Below are 17337 nucleotides of genomic sequence, written 5' to 3'. Positions count from 1 at the left end.
GGGCTAGGACCAATCGACATTCAGGATTCCCAAATCAGTTGATCACTGATTCATAGAGTACCCGTGTGACGCACGGAGGCCTTGATGGCGGTGAAGCGATACGAGTTGAACGAGTCGCAATGGTCGAGAATTGCGCCTTTGCTGCCTGGCAAGGCGGGCGATCCAGGCAGGACGGGAGCAGACAACCGGTTGTTTGTGAACGGCTGTTTGTGGGTGTTGCGCTCGGGGGCACATTGGCGGGACCTGCCGGAACGCTACGGCAAGTGGAAGACGGTCCATCGCCGGTTCAGTCGCTGGTGCCATGCCGGAGTCTGGGAGCGGGTTTTCGATGCGCTGACAGCTGAGCGGGACAATCAGTACCTGATGATCGACAGCACCATCGTGCGTGCCCATCAGCAGGCGGCCTCCGGAAAAGGGGGGCCAAGGATCAGGCGCTGGGGCGTTCCAGAGGTGGATTGACCACCAAGATTCATATGCTGGCCGATGCGCTCGGCAGACCATTGCGTTTCATCGTCACCGCCGGTCAGGCCGGAGATATTACCCAAGCTCCGGCTCTTTTGGAGGGGCAGGTCGGCAAGGCCGTACTCGGCGATAAAGCCTATGACAGCAATGCCTTGCGGGAAACGATCGCCGGCATGGGAGCCGAGGCGGTGATCCCCTCAAACCGCTCGCGTAAAATCATCATACCGCACGATGAAACCATCTACATTCAGCGGAACCGCATCGAACGCTGCTTCAACCGAATGAAGCACTTCCGTCGTTTCGCCACACGTTATGACCGCAGAACCATTCACTTCAAAGGCTGCGTATATCTCGTCGCAGCGATGATCTGGCTCAGATGAATGTCGATTCGTCCTAGGACGCCGGCCGCCACGTAACGCGCCGTCGCCAGTTCGATCGGCGTCAGCGGCCCGAGGCAGATGCGGATCACCACGAAGGAAGAAGCCCAGAAGAGGATCGTGATCACGATCGCCGCAAAGGCGATCAGATCGAAGCCGCCTTGCTGTTTTACCGAAACCGGTGTGCTTGCCGCCATGCTCATTTTCGCCTCCATCTATCCTTGCGACGAGGGATTAGACCTTCGATGCATGCTTGAAAAGCACCGCAATCGATGATCAAATGTGCGCATGGTTCACAGCTCGCCAGTGCTCCCGCCGCTCGATACGCTCGAGACCTTTGCCCGCGCCGCCCGGCTCGGATCGTTTTCGGCCGCGGCCGAGGAAAGCGGCATCACCCATGGCGCCGTATCGCGGCAGGTCTCGCGGCTCGAGCGCTGGATGGGTGTCCGGCTGTTTGCGCGCGAGGCTCGCGGCGTGCGCCTGACGCCGGAGGGCATGCGGTTTTTCGCCCGCGCCGAGGAAGCGCTTTCCCTGCTCGGCAATACCGGCGAGCGCTGGCTGCCTCGGCCCAACAAGGCAGTCGTGCGCCTCTCCGTGACGCCTTCGGTGGCATCATTGTGGCTGTTTCAGCGCCTGCCGAAGCTCGAAGGAAACGAGCTGCATGTCGAACTGACGCTCGAACATCGCCTGGCCGATTTCGGCGAAGGCACGGATCTCGCCATCCGTTGCGGCAAAGGGCCCTGGGCCGGCGTGCGCGCCCTGGCGATCTGGCGGGAGAAATCCTTTCCGATCGCCGCCCCGACATTGGCGAAACAGCTAAAGCAGCGTTCCGATGCCCTTTCACTGCTCGATCTGCCGATCCTTCACGATTCGAATATCGAAGGCTGGCGCCGCTGGCTCTCCCGCGAAGGCGTCGACTATACGCCGCGCGGCCAGGATCGGCGCTTCGAGGATTACAATCTGGTGATCGACGCCTGTGCGCAAGGGCTCGGCATCGCGCTCGCCCGGCCGCCGCTGTCGGATGCGGCGCTCGCCGCCGGGCGCGTCGTGGCGGTGTCGGAGCGCACGCTCGATCATCACGTGGCCTTTCACCTGATCCGCCCGGATGATGCGCTTCGGAGCCCTGCCATCGAATTTGCCAGCCGCTTCCTGCGCGAGGCCGGCCATGACGAGGAAACGATTGCGGCCTTCATTGCGCCGGGCCGCGCGAAAGCATAGACGGATCGGTTAGAGCTTTTGCGGGTTAGATTGAATCATTCTGTTGGCTCAAACGGACTTGGATGGTCGATCGGCCGGCGCGCGTCGTGATGGCGTGACGCTCCCGCCGCGTCGCGGCAGGAGCGCGTCAAAAGACCTGTCAGTTCGAGGGGGTCAGCGTCATCGATGCGCTGCCGGCGGCGACGTTGAGGCCGAGCTGGCCGGTGAGGCTGACCGTCTGCAGATGGATCGAGCCGGAAGTGCCGCCGACCAGGAGATTGGCGCCGACACCGGCGCCGACCGTCGCTTCGGCGCTGGCGCCGACATAGAGACCGGCGAGCGATCCGCGATGGTAGCCGGCTGTCGGCGCAAACACGGCCCAGATCAGGCGGCTGCGCGTGGTGAAGCCGAGATCGATGCCGAGTTTTCTGATTTCGCCGGTATAGTGATCGATAAGCTCGTTGCCGACGATCGACTGGAAGACGCAATCGGCTTCCTTGGACGAACCAAGCACGTAACCAGTGCCGCCGCCGATATCGCAGGTGAGATAGCCGATCTTCACGCCGTTGCGCAGATCCGGCTCTTCATATGTCCTGGTGACGGGATCCGCGGCGCCAGCCACATCAGCACCGACAAACGTCAACGATATCGCGGCAAAGGCTGTCGCAAGAGTTTTATTCATAAGTCTCTCCTTCTCAAATCGCGACGGGAGCAAAACACCCGGCTGCGGGCGCCGGATAACGGATGGGACCGCAAAACGATCCCAAATCGGCGCCGTTTTCGCGTCGCATGTCAGAGCGCGTGGGAAGCGCAAGCGACAAACACGCTTACGGTTCAGCTTCCAATGGGACATTTCGAAGGCACCATGCCGACGCTTGCGCCATTTCACAATCTTGTCAGGAATGGTTGCAGAAATGGCACGATCCAATCCGCCCCCGTAACCGCAGGGATGCCGGCTCATCCATCCGACACCAGCCCCTGCAATCGCATGAGGTTGCCACGTCGCATGTATAGCTGTAGTATTCGAAAGCTTTCTTTCTGCCGATATGCAGGAAGGGAGAAGCAATGGGCATTTTCCGGCATTGCCGCAGAATTTCTGCATGCTCCTTTGGCATTCTGTTTTCACTTTGACAGAAATGCCGCCTGAAATTCGAGACCAATATCCAGAAGATTGTTTTTGCCGGGGCCGGACAACAGCACGCCCGCCGATCTCTATTGGAGATGGCGGCGTATAGTTCATCGGGAGGGAAAAATGCGCATAACCACAACCATCATGCTGGCGGGGCTCCTGGCCGTATCCGCCTGTCAGTCCGGCACGACGTCACAGGCCGTCGCCGACAAGAATTCCGAATTCGGCTGCATTGCCGGCACGGTCGGCGGCGCGATCGTCGGCGGTTTGATCGGCAGCACGATCGGCGCCGGCACCGGCCAAGTCCTCGCCATCGGCGGCGGAATTGCCGGCGGCGGCTTCGTGGGCAACCGCCTGGCTTGCCGATAATGGGGAGGATAGAACAATGAAAATCGTGGTTTTGGTGACGGCAATCTTAGTAAGCCACTCTGCCGGCGCGCTCGCCCAGCAGTCAGGCTCCCCACAATCTACCTCAATGTATCAAGGGCAGATGGACCGGCTTGACGCCAATTCCAGCAAGACCGTCGATCGTTCCGAGTACGAAGCCTTCATGGGCACGGCCTTCGGAAATCTCGACAAGAACAAGGACGGCAGCCTGCAGACCGGTGAGACGGCCCAGATCCTGACCGTCGAGCAATTCACCATGACGGACGCCAACGGCGACGGCCGCATCAACAGGAGCGAATTCCTACAACGAGTAATGGCGGATTTCGCAACGGCCGATCACGATCGGGACGGCAATCTGCAATGAAAAAACCCGGCGAATGATTTCGCCGGGTTTCTATACTAAAGCGCGTCGCGATCTTTCAGATTCGCTCCTCGCGCTTTAGGTCTTTGTTTTACATATGTCGTTGTCGCAAAACCGCTGCACACTTTTGCGCGACATGCTCTAGATCCGTCGGCGCTATACTCTTCGCATGAAGCGCATGACGAGCGACACGACGAACAGCACCAGGAAAATGAAGAACAAAACCTGGGCAATCGAAGCTGAAGCCCCGGCGATGCCGCCAAATCCAAGGACGCCGGCAATCAAGGCCACAACGAGAAATACCAGAGCGTAATAAAGCATCGCGATCTCCTCTTACGTTGCTGCTGGCATAACGGAGACTGCGCACTTTTGGTTCCCTGCCCGTCTCACGGACGGCAGGAGGAACGCCGCATCGGCTTTTTCAGCCGAAATGAAAAACGCCGTTATACATCCGGTCGCCCTCGTTCGGCTCCGGAGGTTCGGCCGCTTCAAGATAAGCCTTGAGCGGTCCTGTCAGCACGAACCAGACGCTTGCGCCGAGCATGAAGAAGGACCCCACCGGATCGTCGATGCGGGCGACGAAGGGAAGGCAGGCGGATGCAAACAGGACGATCAACCGCACCGACCACTCCGCCTCGCGCTTGGTGACGGCACGCGCTCTCAGCGACTTGTATTCCCGCGCGCCATAGGCGCTGTTTCCAGTCTTCACCGCCGAAAACAGCTTTCGCGCGGAAGGCAGAGCCAGCATGATCAGCGCGGCGGCGCTGAGCGCGAAAGGCTTGCCGGCCATGACCTGTGCGCTCGCGATCAGAAGGAAGGAGAGCACGGCAAGATTCCACATCGGCTCCAGCAGCTCCGGCGGCTGGCGCGTGCGGACGTGCCAATTCCGCAACAAGCCTGCGGCGCCGTTCAATAACGGCTGATCGATGTAACGATTGATCCAGTCCATTTCGATGCGCCCGCCCTTCTTGCCCCAAGAAGGCCCCGCAACACCATGGAATTGGGTCATCATCGTGGCGAACGGCTGCAATACCGGCCGAAGTTGCTTCTCCCCACAAGAACTGGCCTTGGCCAACTCAATTCCTGCGCGACGTCCCAGACATGGCCCGACGGGTCCGGTGCGGCGGCCCCGGCCGCTCGGCGGCTATCGCCGACCAGCCCTATTGGTCGCTTCGACCGCAGCGGTTTCGACATGCCACCGGAAAAAACCGTCAGCTCCGCAGACCCGGCGCTTCATGGCCGGTGCGCGCCACATATTCCGTGTAGCCGCCGCCATATTGATGGATGCCGTCCGGCGTCAGCTCCAGCACGCGGTTGGAGAGTGCGGCCAGGAAATGCCGGTCGTGCGAGACGAACAGCATGGTGCCCTCATATTGCGCGAGCGCCTTGATGAGCATCTCCTTGGTGTCGAGGTCGAGATGGTTCGTCGGCTCGTCCAGCACGAGCAGGTTCGGCGGGTCGAAGAGCATCATCGCCATGACCAGCCGGGCCTTCTCGCCGCCGGAGAGCACCCGGCACCGTTTCTCGACATCGTCGCCGGAAAAGCCGAAACATCCGGCAAGCGCGCGCAAAGGCCCCTGCCCCGCCTGGGGAAATCGGTCTTCCAGCGATTGGAAAATGGTGCGCTCGCCGTCGAGAATATCCATGGCGTGCTGGGCGAAATAGCCCATCTTGACGCTGGCGCCGAGGGAGACACTGCCCTCGTCGGGCGCTGTGGTGCCCGTCACCAGCTTCAGCAGCGTCGATTTGCCCGCACCGTTGATGCCCATGATGCACCAGCGTTCCCTGCGCCGCACCATGAAATCCAGCCCTTCATAGATGCTTCGGCTGCCGTATTTCTTATGGACGTTCTTCAGGCTGACCACGTCTTCGCCCGAGCGGGGCGCCGGCTGGAATTCGAAGGCGACCGACTGCCGGCGCTTGGGCGGCTCCACCCGGTCGATCTTCTCCAGCTTCTTCACGCGGCTCTGCACCTGCGAAGCATGCGAAGCGCGCGCCTTGAACCGCTCGATGAACTTGATTTCCTTGGCGAGCATCGCCTGCTGGCGTTCGAACTGGGCCTGCTGCTGCTTTTCGTTCTGCGCCCGCTGCTGCTCGTAGAATTCATAGTCGCCGGAATAGGAGGTCAGCGAGCCGGCGTCGATTTCGAGGATCTTGTTGACGATGCGGTTCATGAACTCGCGGTCGTGCGAGGTCATCAGCAACGCACCCTCATAACCCTTCAGGAACTCCTCCAGCCAGATCAGGCTTTCGAGATCGAGATGGTTGCTCGGCTCGTCGAGCAGCATGACGTCCGGGCGCATCAGCAGGATGCGGGCAAGCGCCACGCGCATCTTCCAGCCGCCCGACAGCGCACCGACGTCGCCGTCCATCATCTCCTGACTGAAACTCAGGCCCGCAAGCACTTCGCGGGCGCGCCCGTCGAGCGCATAACCATCCAACTCCTCGTAACGCGCCTGCACCTCGCCGTAGCGCTCGATGATCTCCTCCATGTCGTCGACCCTCTCGGGGTCGACCATGGCGGCCTCCAGCTCCCGCAGCTCGGCGGCAACGATGCTGACCGGCCCGGCGCCGTTCATCACTTCGGCGACGGCGCTGTGGCCGGCCATTTCGCCGACGTCCTGGTTGAAGTAGCCGATCGTGACGCCCTTCTCGCAAGAGACCTGGCCCTCGTCGGGCTGCTCCTCGCCGTTGATCATCCGGAAGATCGTCGTCTTGCCGGCGCCGTTCGGGCCGACGAGACCGATCTTCTCGCCTTTGTTGAGGGCTGCGGAAGCCTCGATGAAGAGAATCCGGTGGCTGAGCTGCTTGCTGATATTCTCGATACGAATCATGATGTGCGCGGGGCCTGAAAAAAAGTTACGGCGCCCTTATCACGCGGGGAAACGGCGGGATAGGTCCGTTCCCTACCCTCTCGATCTCAAAGACCGGATTGGATAAGGTTGTTGCCTGCGCTGATCAAGGAATCCGTACCCATGAGCGTTCGCCCGCCGCAGTCTTTCAGGCAATCCCAGCAGGATAGGAACGGCTTCAACGTCCTCGAATACGAGTTGATGGCGGAACGCGCCGATGCGCTCGGACGTCACGGGCTGAAGGTGGAGGCGGCGCTTGCCGCCTTGAAAGCCTGGACCGGCGAGCGCCAAAGCGCGGAGGAACGCGAGAGGCTTCTCAATGACGCCTCCGACGCCGTCTGGGCGTTCTTCATCCAGCGGGAGATTTGCGGCTTTCGCAACAACCGCGACGCCATCCAGCGTTACGGCATCCCGAACGAAGTGATCGCGAGACTGGGCGCAATACGAAAATAACGGCTGGCGTGCATCTTCCACCTACAGATAGAAATCGCGGTGCAGGCAGCTGTGCTCGTACCGAACCAGCGAGAAAGGGAATTGCCATGCCAAGCACAATCCGGATCGGCAATCAGGATCTCACCGTCGACGTCTCTTCCCTCGGCGCGGAAATGCAGGCACTGACCACCAGCGACGGACGCTCCTGGTTATGGACGGGTGACGCGGCGTTTTGGACAGGGCGCTCGCCGATCCTGTTTCCGATCGTCGGCAAGGCGCCGGACGACAAGATCGCGATCGACGGCACGGTCTATCCAATGGCCCAGCACGGTTTTGCCCGGCGCAGCGAATTTGCCCTCGCAGCCTCCACGGCAACGATGTGCCGGTACGAGCTTGCCGCCTCGGCCACCACCCGGGCGGTCTATCCGTTCGACTTTCTGCTGGCCGTGGAACATGCGGTCGAGGGCCGCGCTTTGACCGTCGCCGCCGAGGTCAGCAACCGCGATCAGAAGGCGATACCGTTCGGATTGGGCTTCCATCCCGCCTTCGCCTGGCCGCTGCCTGGTGCTTCCGGGCGGCCCCACACCGTCATGCTCGACAATCAAGGCGAGCCCGGGCTCGTACGGCTGGAGGGCGGCCTCATTAATCCGACGCCACAGCCCTCTCCTTTCGACAAAGGCCGGCTGGTGCTGGATCATGCGATGTTCGAGCAGGACGCGATGATCTTCCCCGAGGGTGCGGGAGAAGGGCTGCGTTACGGCGTCGAGGGTGGACCGGCCCTGCGGTTCCGTTTCGAAAACCTGCCCAATCTTGCTTTGTGGACCAAGCCCGGCGCCCCCTTCCTCTGCGTCGAACCATGGCATGGAACGGCGGCCGAAGCTGGAGCGCCGAGCGAGCTGTCGCGGCGGCCGTATACAAGCATATTAGCGCCCGGCGCGACCGCGCGCTTCACCTGTACGGTCGAGATTTCGTAGCAGCAACGGTCGGCCGACGGAAAGCGCTGCGCTCTGCGCCCTCAGTTCGGCGGGGCGTCCAGTGCATGCAGGATACCGCGAAGCTCGGCAAGGCCGCGCATGCGGCCGATGGCGGGGTAACCGGGCGTGACTGTTTTGTCGAGATCGTCGAGCATGCGATGGCCATGGTCCGAGCGGAAGACGATCGTGTCTTCAGCGCTGCGGCGGCGGTCTTCGGCAACCAGTTCGTGGAGAACCGCGACCATGTCGACATCACCTTCCAGATGGGCGCTTTCATGGAAGGTTCGGCCGTCGCCCTCGCGCGTCGTTGCGCGCAGATGAGCGAAGTGGATGCGCGAGGCGAAGCGCCGGGCGATTGCCGGCAGGTCATTATCGGCACGCACGCCGAGACTGCCCGTGCAGTAACACATGCCGTTCGCCGCCGACGGCACCGCGTCGAAGAGGGCCGCATAGTCCTCGGCGGTCGAAGCAATGCGCGGCAGCCCGAACAGCGAACGCGGCGGATCGTCGGGATGCAGCGTCAGCTTGACGCCGCGCGCTTCGGCGGCTGGCGTCACTGCTTCGAGGAACTCGATCAGATGCCGGCGCAGCCTTACGGCATCGATGCCGGCATAGGCGACCAGCTTTTCCCGGAAGGCCGGAATGGTCAGAGGCTCCGTGGTGGAACCAGGCAGAGCCGAGGTGATGATACGGGTGATCTCGGCGATCTCCTCCTCCGACATCGTGTCGAAGACGATACGCGCCCTTTCGCGATCTTCCTTGGAGTATTGCTGCGCCGCATCCGGCCGTTCCAGAACGAAGAGGTCGAAAGCCGCGAAACGCTCGTGATCGAAGCGCATGGCGGTGGCGCCTGTCGGCGTCACGAAATCGAGTTCGGTGCGGGTCCAGTCGACGACAGGCATGAAATTATAGCAGACGATCGGAATGCCGCAGGCGGCGACCGCCTCGAGGCTGGCGATCCACGCCTCGATTTCGGCCTTCGCCTCCCCGCCCTTGCGCTTGACCGCGTCCGGAATCGGGATGCTTTCCACCACCGACCAGACGAGCGGCGAACGGCCGGCAGGCGTCGTCTCGATCAGAGACTGGCGCTCGCGCACTTCCTTCTCCGTCCAGGCCCTGCCGATCGGGACCTGATGCAGCGACGACACGATGTTGGTCGCGCCCGTCTGGCGGACATCATCCAGCGTCACCGGCGCTTCCGGCCCGAACCATCTCCAACCTTGCCTCATCCTTCTTCCTTCCTCGCCTTTTCGTTTCGTGTCTGGCCCTGCCGTCAGCAGAAATAATCGGGATAGCGCGAGCGCAATTCGTCGACGTCGGGGATGACGGCGCTCAAGTGATGGATCATCGCGTCGCGTGCGCCAGCGGCATCATGGGCGGTGAGCGCATCGCGGATGATCGTGTGTTCGTGCACCACATTGCCTGCGCGCCCAAGCGCCGGCAGCGTCAGCCGGCGTGCCCTGTCGATCTGCACCTTGACCGTCTTCAGAATAGTCCAAATGCCGGGATAGCCTGATACCTGCGCGATCGCTTCGTGGAAGGCCTCGTCTTCCTCGTGGAAGCTCAAGACATCGCCGGCCGCAGCATATGCCCGCTGGCGGGCGATGATGACGTCGAGACGGGCGATATCGGCAGGGGTGGCGATTTGAGCCGCCATCTCGACGGTCGTGCCTTCGAGCGCCTTGCGCACGACCACCGCTTCGGGGATCGCCGAGACCGGCACGCGTGATACGACAGTGCCCGACTGCGGAAAAATATCGACCAGTCCGCCTTCGGAAAGCCTGAGCAACGCCTCGCGCACCGGCGTGCGGCTGACGCCGAAATCCTCGGCGATCCGCTTTTCCTGCAGCAACATGCCGGGCGGCATGCGGAGCGACACGATGTCAGCGTGCAGGCGCTCGTAAATGGCGCCGGCCGCGGTAACGCGGCGCAGCCTGCCGCCGTCCTGCGACGTCGGGATCATGGGAACTTCAATGTCTGAGGCCGGCCGCATGAGGATACCAGGAACGTCGACACATTCTGGCATACTAGTATATCAGTTACAGCGCGTTGCCAAGACATGCGTCGATGGAACCGGAATTCGAACGAATGCTCGCACCTCAGGCGTGTTTTCTGCGTGAGTGAGCTTGCCCCGTTCCATGGCGTTGCAGCCCGTCATTGGCTAAGACCGACCTCATTCAGCTGTGCTGTTGCCGGAATACGACAGTGAAAAAAGCACGGGTTCAGCCCGCATTCACGGCTTGACAGCGGTGGCAACGGTCCTTAGCGAGGCTGGATCAGCGACACCTCAGGACCAGCAAAGTGAATTATTTCAGGCAACTCGTGATTGCGGTGCTTCATCCCGGGAATGGGGCGGGAAGCGCGCTTGACCGAACCAACGGCATTGCGGTCTTTTTCTTTGCAATTCTTCCGGGGCTCTCGCCGAATTTCAACTCTTTCATTCTGCTGGCGTCGATGCTGTCGGGCATCTACTGTCTGGCGACGGCTCGCTTTTCTTTGAACCTGTCGAAATCCGACCGCCTGGTCGCCATGTGCATGACGATCTACCCGGTGGTGATGATCGCCAGCATCTTCATCAATCCGCCTTACTCCGAAGTGCCCGACTGGATATTCAGGCTCCTGCCGTTCTTCTCGATCTGGTTGATTTTGCCGCGTATGCGCCAATCTCCGGATGGCCGCCTCGTGCCGCTCTTCATCCTCGGCGCGGGCATCGGCATGATCGTTACCTTTCTCTTCAGTCTGCTGCAGATCATATTTCTGCTGGACAGGGCGGAGGCTGGGACGTCAAATGCCGCACTCCTCGGAATCATAGGTCTTCTTTTCGGTGGCATCGCCCTTCTTAACGTTCAATCGCCGAAAAGCGTGGAGCAAAGAATTGCGATCCTCGGATATGCCGCCGGTCTAGGCTGCGTGCTGCTTTCCGGAACGCGCTCGGCCTGGCTGGCCATCCCCGTCCATCTCGTCATCCTTCTCTGGTATTTTCGCAAACACAGCTTCCATCTGAGTTTGCGCAGCCTCGCCATTACCGGCTCTTTGCTATTTGCCGGACTTATCGCGCTCGGCAGCGGCCAAATCCTCCACCGCATTCAGGCGCTGCAGGAAAATATGGCCTCGCTCGAAAGCAGCGAAGGCGAAGTCACGTCGCTCAGCGCACGGCTCGCTTTGTACGAAGGCGCCTTGTCGGCAATCGCTAAGGACCCGTTGACCGGTTATGGCCCACAAAACCGGATGGCTTCGGTTTTGGCGGAGCTGCCCGAGAGCATAAGGCCGCAGCTGCCCTTCTCGCATGTCCACAATGGGTTTCTGACCGCGGGAATCGACGCCGGCGTTGTCGGCATCGCGGCGCTTTCGCTGCTGCTGCTGGCGCCCGTGATCGGCGCGTGGAAAAAGGAACCTGGCCCAGGCCGGGATCTAGCGCTGGCGATCGCTCTCCTGCTCTTCAGCAGCTACGTCATAACAGGCAGCTTTGGCATCATGTTCAACCAAAAGGCATTGGATCCGATCTTCGCCTATATGGTCGCCCTCATTTGTGCGGATCGCGGCAGCACACGCTTTGAGCCCGTCGTTCGAAACTGATTTCCGCCACCCTGAGGATCTGGCAGAACCTCAGGCCGCCGTGTTGGTTTCTGCCCCAGTGAAAGCCAGGTCCGACACCTCACCCGTCGACGAATAGCCGGAGACGAGTTCCGCCAAGGCGGCGCGCGCCGCAATCATATCGTTTCGATCCAATGACGCATTGAGTGAGCTGAGCCTCTTCGAGAGCTCAGGCCAGGACAGAAAATCCTCGCGCGCCTTCATGATCCGAGGGTGTTCGGTTGTCTCGGGGTTATCCCCGATCAGCAGTTCTTCATAGAGCTTCTCGCCGGGCCTGAGGCCGGTGACGGAAAGCTCGATATCCCCTTCGGGATTATCCTCGTGACGCACGGTCAGGCCGGAAAGCTCCACCATCTTGCGGGCAAGATCCGCAATGCGGACGGGCTCTCCCATATCGAGCAGGAAAACATCCCCGCCCTCGGCCATGGCGCCTGCCTGTATGACAAGCTGCGAGGCCTCCGAAATGGTCATGAAGTAGCGGGTTATGTCAGGATGCGTCAGCGTCACCGGGCCGCCGTCCTTGATCTGCTGGCGGAAAAGCGGCACGACGGATCCGGAAGAGCCGAGGACGTTTCCGAAGCGGACCATGGAGAAATTCGTCCGCGTTCCTTCGGCGGCCGGCTCTGCCGCAAGCGCCTGCAGAACCATCTCCGCGAGCCTCTTGCTGGCGCCCATCACATTTGTCGGACGCACGGCCTTGTCGGTGCTGATCAGCACAAAATTCGACACGCCGCATTTGTCAGCCGCGCGTGCGGTGATCAGCGTACCCATGACATTGTTCTTGATGCCTTCCACGGCATTGTGTTCGACAAGAGGCACATGCTTATAAGCGGCGGCATGATAGAGCGTCTGAGGCCGCCAGTTCTGAATGATATGTTCCATGCGATCCTGGTCGCGGACGGAACAGAGAATCGGAACGATCTGCAGGCTTGCATATTTGTACAGCTCGGCCAGCTTCAGCAATTCGGCATGAATGTTGTAAAGGGCAAACTCGTTCTGATCGATGAGGATGAGGCTCGAAGGCGCGTTGCGCAGAATCTGCCGGCATAACTCGCCGCCGATGGAGCCGCCGGCGCCGGTGACCATCACCACCTTGTTGCGCATCGCCTTGTCGAGCAGCGCCTGCCGCGGGGCAACCGCTTCCCTCCCGAGCAGATCCTCGATCTCCAGCTCACGGATGTCGGAGACGGCGATTCGCCCCTGAGCGAGCGCCGTGAGATCCGGCAATGTCCGAACATTCACCCTGGCTTTGCGGATATGTTCGAGGATTTCATTCCGTCGCTGCCGCGAGGCGGATGGAAGGGCAAGAAGTACATTGTGCACGCCAAGAGCTTCCGCAAGCACCGGAAGATCCGACGGGTCGTAGATCGGCAAGCCGCCCATGATGCCGCCCTTGAGACGCGGGTCATCATCCAGGTAGCCGACGACATTGAGCTCGGCGCTGTTCGTCAAGGCGCCTGCGAGCTGCCGCCCGGCATTGCCTGCTCCATAGATCAGCACCTTGGCGAGCGTATTCTGGTGGAGGATACGCTGATAGGTATCCCCCAGCCAATACCGGATACTCAACCGCGACAGGCCGATCGCAATCAACAGCAGGAAGGGCTGGAGAATGCCGACGGTTCTCGGGACACCGGGGACGCTGAGCGCGGTAAATATCGTCATGAAGGCGACGCCGTAAATTGCGATAGCCTTCAGAACGGCAATGAAAGCAGCCATGTTGGCATAACGGAAGATCGCCCGATACATGCCCATGACGATGAAGATGGGAAGCGCCATGCACAGCGACACGAGGACCGGCAGCCACTGCACACCGGTCAACACAGTCCACTCATTGAGACGGAAGCAATAGGCCAGCCAGATCGTCAGAACACAAAAGCTGGAATCCACCAGCAACGCCAGAGCACGTTTGGCAGAACGCGGCATCGCCAGCAGAGGGGAGACGAGCGCCTGCATCGGCACCAAGAACCATCCCGAGCGTGGCGTCTCAGTGGGGGTATTTTCAGGCATTGCTTACCAGCGTCTCGCGGATCAATTAGACAACCACCTTCTTGTCATTTTCTGCAACGAGCGCAACTGAAATAATCGGAAAGCGCGGTCTTTCGAACCGCTTATCTATCGGAAGTAGTCAACTCAATGCGTGACGCCCTTCCGGCGGATGACCTTTTCCGCGGTCAGAAACAGGATGCGCATATCGAAGCCGAATGAGCGCCGCTCGAGATATTCGACATCGAATTTCACCTTCTCGGGAATCGGCAACTCATCCCGCCCGTTGATCTGCGCCCATCCCGTCAATCCCGGCAGGAGCTTGTCGACGCCGTGGGCCGTTCGCAATTCGATCAGATCATATTGATTGTACAGCGCCGGTCTCGGTCCAACGAAACTCATTTTCCCCGCAAGAATGCACCAGAGTTGCGGCAGTTCGTCGAGGCTGGATTTGCGCAGAAACGAACCAATGGGCGTCAGGAACCGATCCGGATCTTCGAGCAGATGCGTGGCAACCGTCGGTGTATCGATGCGCATGCTGCGAAATTTCGGCATCAGGAAGATCTGATTGAAGCGGCCGACACGCTTCGACCAATAGAGGATGGGTCCCGGCGAGGTAAATCGAACGCAAAGGGCGACGACAAGGCTCGGAACGAGCAGGATCAGCGAAGCAATCACCACCAGGAAAAAATCCACCGCCCGTTTCAAACTCATGTTCTCCATTCTTTCATCGACCAGCCAGCCGCCTTCCCGCCGTATCGTCAAAAAGCGTTTTCGCGTCAACAGCGGGATAGCACCGAGCTTGCCCGATGATCGCTTGTGCTCTCCCGAGGCCTTGTTTAGGCTGGCGGTCCAAACGAGGGTCGCGAAAGACATGGTCCTACTTTTGGAAGGGACACCTGTCGACAGGATCAAAAAGCGTTTGAGGCTCGGCGTCACGCCCCATACGGCCTTTTGACAATCTGCTAACCCGCTGATCCGGAAGCGGTAACCTGCCAATCAGAAGTTATCTCTGCCTTCATTTCCGTCACACTTCGTTAACCATAACAGTTCACGCCCGAGGCCGCGACGCGAATTCTCATCCGGTCTTGCCTCTCACAGGCGAATTGCTGCGAGCAAGAGCCATCAACATCGGTCCGATGGCGAATTCCCCCCTTTCCGCGCGGCGCGTCAGGTCGCGGAGATAACCGCCCGCCGAGTTGATGTGCCCTGCCCTTTCAAGGACGCAGGCCATAACGGTCGCGGCGTTTTCAGGCCCCATGATCTCGCAGGCCTGCTCATAAGCCGACGGGCTGACGCCAAGCATCGAGCGGACGACCACAGCCGCCGCCATCAGATCGCGCCAGGTGTCAACCGAACCTTGCGGGCCATAGGCTGCAATCTCAGGGCAAGCCTGCAGCACCAGCCCCAGTGGGAAGGATTTCAGCGTGCCGCTGACAGCGGAGGCGGGATTTACGACCGGCACATAACCGTCCTTCCCCTCATCCTTCCGTATCCGGGCTATCGGTTCGGCCCGGCCTGCCGATTGATCATCCGCCGTTGCGCCCTGCTTCGTTTCGAAGCTTGGTTCAAGTTCAGTAATGGGTTGTGGGTTTGAATTCTGTATGTGCCGCTCATAATGTTGGGCATTGCCGCTTTGAATTTGAGTTTTAACCTGCATTTCCAATTGATTGACGATTTCTTCGCGCAGCAGCTCCAATTCATCAAGTGCGGCGGCGACCTGCTCGGCGGAAGGTGAGCGCGGCAAGCGCTCGACGATGGCGCGAAAAAGCAGATGGATACCGCTCCAGTCGCCGGCAGCCCCCTCCTCCAAAGCCATCTCGATGAGCTTGGCGACGTCGCGGCGGCAAAGTGTGAGACGTTCCCGAAGCCGCTGGAGATGCAGTCGCTCGGCAACCACCTCCGCCGCCAGCCGTTCAATCTCCTCGGCGCGCACAAGCAGCGGCGCCAACGAAAAACCGAATGCTTCGCGGATCTCTCCGCCCTGCTCCTTGCGGGCGTAACGCTTGCCGTTCGGGCTATCCTTGCGGATGAGCAATCCCGCCTCGATCAAGATCGCCAGATGGCGCCGGATCGTCTGCTCCGCCATGCCATGCGCGCGCAGAGAGAGCTGTGCATTGGACGGGAACACGACAAGCCCGTTTTCCTCAGAGAGCTCTCCCTTGGGATAGAAGCTCAACAAGGCGTTCAGGACGGCAAGCGCCCGGTCGGTGATACCGAGCAAGGGCTTCGCCTCGCACAGAGCACGATAGAGTTTCCACTTCTCGATTGATTGGCCGGGCTCTATCTTTCGAGCAGACGCTTGGCTTGCCAACATGCCAAGCGTCATCGGCCGCCGCCCAAAGGGCGTCGTCACACTTCCGCTTTCCATTTTCTTCGCCTTCTTCAAGGCAAAAGATCACAGCTCACCAAATTCGGTGCCAAAGACTCTTGACTATGATTCGCGGAAATGTGATTCTCTGGGTGTCTAGATCAGAGAGGGCTTCCGCGACGGCAACGTTCGGGGGCCTTTTCTTTTGCTTATTGATCTCCGTTCTTCGTCAAATCCTGTGTCCTCTCGAACGCCTCGTAGAGACGGTCCAGATTGCTGGCGATATAGGCTCCGAAGGCCGATGCCTTCTCCGCCTTCAGCGCGATGGTGAACTGTTTTCCGTCATCCTTAATTTTCGCCTTGACCGCACCGTCCTGGCGCTGCCAGGCGCGAGCTAAGGGCTGAGGCGCCGGTGCGGGCGAAGCCGCTTGCTGCTTCCTGCTGATGAATGCAACCAGCATATCGAAGCGGGCGTCCGGCTCCGCAGCCTCGAATTCCGCCGACTTGGTGAATTCGATCGTCCGGGCGCCGATGTTTTCTGTTTCGAATTTCACCGACAGATCGTGCCAACGGTCCCGCCCTGTGGTCTTGGCCGCGCCGATGGCGGTCAGCACCTCGGCCGGAATCCGCTTTGTGACCGACAGCATCTTGGACACCGTCGTCTTGTCGGCGCTGAGCGCGGACATGATCGTTTCCCGATCAAAGCCCAGCGTATCGAGCTTGTCGGCGAACATCGTTCTTTCGATGAAGGAAAGATCGGCGCGGGCCGAATTCTCCTGCCCCTGGGCAATGACATGGTCGCGATCGTCGAGTTTCTTGACGACGGCGCGAACGGGTCGGCCGAGTTCCTTGGCGGCTCTAGCACGCCGATGGCCGAAAGCGATCTGATACCGGCCGTCCTTTTCGGGATGCGGACGAACGAGGATCGGCGAATCCTGGCCGCGCAGCCGGATCGCCTCGACCAGTTCACGGAACTGTTCGTCGGTATGGGCCAGCCGGTCGGTCACGAAGGAATCTTCGATCAAAGCGGGATCGAGATCGATCACCGTCTCACCCGTCGCCAGCTTCTCCTCGATCGCCTTGGCTGCATCAGCCTTGGCAGCCAGCGCGTCGATACTGCGCGTGACGGCACCGAGAGCACCGATCCCCTTATAGGTGATCTGCTGTTTCTCGTCCTTATGAAGTGGCTCGTCCTCATTGTTTACCGCAGTAAACTTCTTGGAATCGTCCATCAGGCCCGAGAGGAGATTCTTACGCGCCATTGGCCCGCTCCTTGTC

General features: G+C 60.4%; 16 protein-coding genes and 2 pseudogenes. 7 read left to right on the top strand and 11 right to left on the bottom strand.

Annotated elements, in window-relative coordinates:
- The first annotated feature begins 90 nt into the window (after window positions 1-90).
- Window positions 91-842: pseudogene (locus ATY78_RS12845) on the top strand (IS5 family transposase).
- Window positions 843-856: 14 nt separating this feature from the next.
- Here the strand turns inward: ATY78_RS12845 and ATY78_RS12840 are convergent.
- Window positions 857-1054: pseudogene (locus ATY78_RS12840) on the bottom strand (EamA/RhaT family transporter); the annotation flags it as partial.
- Between the two features lie 73 nt (window positions 1055-1127).
- On the opposite strand from ATY78_RS12840, the gene ATY78_RS12835 reads away from it, so the two are divergent.
- Complete coding sequence (locus ATY78_RS12835; protein ID WP_088682689.1) at window positions 1128-2057, top strand: LysR family transcriptional regulator; 930 nt, start codon at window positions 1128-1130, stop codon at window positions 2055-2057.
- A gap of 139 nt (window positions 2058-2196) precedes the next feature.
- Here ATY78_RS12835 and ATY78_RS12830 read toward each other — a convergent pair whose 3' ends face one another.
- A complete protein-coding gene (locus ATY78_RS12830) occupies window positions 2197-2718 on the bottom strand; it encodes a DUF992 domain-containing protein (RefSeq protein ID WP_088682688.1) in 522 nt (173 codons plus the stop codon).
- A gap of 570 nt (window positions 2719-3288) precedes the next feature.
- Between ATY78_RS12830 and ATY78_RS12825 the strand changes: the two genes are divergently transcribed.
- The gene (locus tag ATY78_RS12825; RefSeq protein ID WP_088682687.1) at window positions 3289-3534 is read left to right on the top strand and encodes a hypothetical protein; all 246 of its coding nucleotides are present in this window, start codon (window positions 3289-3291) and stop codon (window positions 3532-3534) included.
- Window positions 3535-3550: 16 nt separating this feature from the next.
- The gene (locus ATY78_RS12820; protein ID WP_088682686.1) at window positions 3551-3916 is read left to right on the top strand and encodes a hypothetical protein; all 366 of its coding nucleotides are present in this window, start codon (window positions 3551-3553) and stop codon (window positions 3914-3916) included.
- Between the two features lie 153 nt (window positions 3917-4069).
- Here the strand turns inward: ATY78_RS12820 and ATY78_RS12815 are convergent, their stop codons facing one another.
- The 3 genes from ATY78_RS12815 to abc-f form a co-directional block, all read right to left on the bottom strand.
- Entirely contained in the window at window positions 4070-4234 is a 165-nt protein-coding gene (locus tag ATY78_RS12815; RefSeq protein ID WP_003571841.1) for a DUF1328 domain-containing protein, read from the bottom strand.
- Window positions 4235-4334: 100 nt separating this feature from the next.
- Window positions 4335-4925, bottom strand: coding sequence for a hypothetical protein (locus ATY78_RS12810; RefSeq protein WP_088682730.1), 591 nt, complete (start codon window positions 4923-4925; stop codon window positions 4335-4337).
- Window positions 4926-5124: 199 nt separating this feature from the next.
- On the bottom strand, window positions 5125-6747 hold the full coding sequence (abc-f, locus tag ATY78_RS12805; RefSeq protein ID WP_088682685.1) for a ribosomal protection-like ABC-F family protein: 1623 nt from the start codon (window positions 6745-6747) through the stop codon (window positions 5125-5127).
- 141 nt (window positions 6748-6888) lie between these two features.
- Here abc-f and ATY78_RS12800 point away from each other — a divergent pair, with 141 nt between their 5' ends.
- Entirely contained in the window at window positions 6889-7218 is a 330-nt protein-coding gene (locus ATY78_RS12800; protein WP_088682729.1) for a DUF6665 family protein, read from the top strand.
- 86 nt (window positions 7219-7304) lie between these two features.
- A complete protein-coding gene (locus ATY78_RS12795) occupies window positions 7305-8171 on the top strand; it encodes an aldose 1-epimerase family protein (RefSeq protein WP_088682684.1) in 867 nt (288 codons plus the stop codon).
- A gap of 41 nt (window positions 8172-8212) precedes the next feature.
- Here the strand turns inward: ATY78_RS12795 and uxuA are convergent, their stop codons facing one another.
- Together uxuA and ATY78_RS12785 are read right to left on the bottom strand one after the other, a co-directional pair.
- A complete protein-coding gene (gene uxuA, locus ATY78_RS12790; protein WP_088682683.1) occupies window positions 8213-9400 on the bottom strand; it encodes a mannonate dehydratase in 1188 nt (395 codons plus the stop codon).
- 44 nt (window positions 9401-9444) lie between these two features.
- On the bottom strand, window positions 9445-10164 hold the full coding sequence (locus tag ATY78_RS12785; RefSeq protein ID WP_088682682.1) for a GntR family transcriptional regulator: 720 nt from the start codon (window positions 10162-10164) through the stop codon (window positions 9445-9447).
- 308 nt (window positions 10165-10472) lie between these two features.
- Between ATY78_RS12785 and ATY78_RS12780 the strand changes: the two genes are divergently transcribed.
- Complete coding sequence (locus ATY78_RS12780; protein ID WP_088682681.1) at window positions 10473-11747, top strand: O-antigen ligase family protein; 1275 nt, start codon at window positions 10473-10475, stop codon at window positions 11745-11747.
- Between the two features lie 30 nt (window positions 11748-11777).
- Here ATY78_RS12780 and ATY78_RS12775 read toward each other — a convergent pair whose 3' ends face one another.
- The 4 genes from ATY78_RS12775 to repB form a co-directional block, all read right to left on the bottom strand.
- The gene (locus ATY78_RS12775) at window positions 11778-13772 is read right to left on the bottom strand and encodes a nucleoside-diphosphate sugar epimerase/dehydratase (RefSeq protein ID WP_088682680.1); all 1995 of its coding nucleotides are present in this window, start codon (window positions 13770-13772) and stop codon (window positions 11778-11780) included.
- 123 nt (window positions 13773-13895) lie between these two features.
- Entirely contained in the window at window positions 13896-14462 is a 567-nt protein-coding gene (locus ATY78_RS12770; RefSeq protein ID WP_088682679.1) for a sugar transferase, read from the bottom strand.
- 364 nt (window positions 14463-14826) lie between these two features.
- Window positions 14827-16119, bottom strand: a complete 1293-nt coding sequence (gene repC, locus ATY78_RS12760; protein WP_088682677.1) for a plasmid replication protein RepC — start codon at window positions 16117-16119, stop codon at window positions 14827-14829.
- A 149-nt stretch (window positions 16120-16268) separates the two neighbouring features.
- Window positions 16269-17321, bottom strand: a complete 1053-nt coding sequence (repB, locus tag ATY78_RS12755; protein WP_088682676.1) for a plasmid partitioning protein RepB — start codon at window positions 17319-17321, stop codon at window positions 16269-16271.
- Window positions 17322-17337 lie beyond the last annotated feature (16 nt).

This window comes from Rhizobium sp. R635, assembly GCF_002211285.1.
Classification (GTDB): Bacteria; Pseudomonadota; Alphaproteobacteria; order Rhizobiales; family Rhizobiaceae; genus Rhizobium.
This window is presented reverse-complemented; position numbering and strand designations above follow the sequence as displayed.